This window comes from Lysinibacillus sp. EB271-A1-10B (assembly GCF_058791335.1).
The window spans coordinates 1-514 of sequence record NZ_JBYTDL010000067.1 but is presented as its reverse complement, the minus strand read 5'-3'; the positions used below and the strand labels follow the sequence as shown (position 1 = coordinate 514).

1 protein-coding gene is annotated in these 514 nt (G+C 37.9%); it reads right to left on the bottom strand.

Annotated features, from left to right (window positions below):
• The coding region (locus AC3WSK_RS26540; protein WP_492535164.1) for a transposase at positions 1-514 on the bottom strand (514 nt) is incomplete at both ends.

Below are 514 nucleotides of genomic sequence, written 5' to 3'. Positions count from 1 at the left end.
ACATCATTCTTTGTCTTTGCCCAATCAAACCATTCACAATAGATTTCCTTTAATTCATGAGCTACTTTCAATGTTTCAGACATTTCTGTATAGCGCTGTAAGTACCACTGTTGTTTCGGTGATAATTTAGATGCACGTTTATAAAATACATGACGCATACGTTTACACTTTGTGCGATTGTATTTATCCCATTCTTTTTGTACTTGTCGGCGCACTTCATCCATTGCCCAATAAATATAACGGCTAAAATGAAAGCGGTCTGCCACAATAACAGGTCGACCTAGCGCTTGATGAACAGCTGCTTTAAAACTTGGATTCATATCCATAACCACTATTTCAACATCGGCTCCATACTGACTTAAGTAATTTTTTATTGTTTCTTTTTTACGATTCGGTAAAATATCGATCGGTTCGCGCGTCTCCGCATTCGCAATTATTAGCTGATACGTACCTGCATCTGTATCGCCTTTATACTCATCAATCGCAATCACTTTTGGTAAACGTACACCCTCTA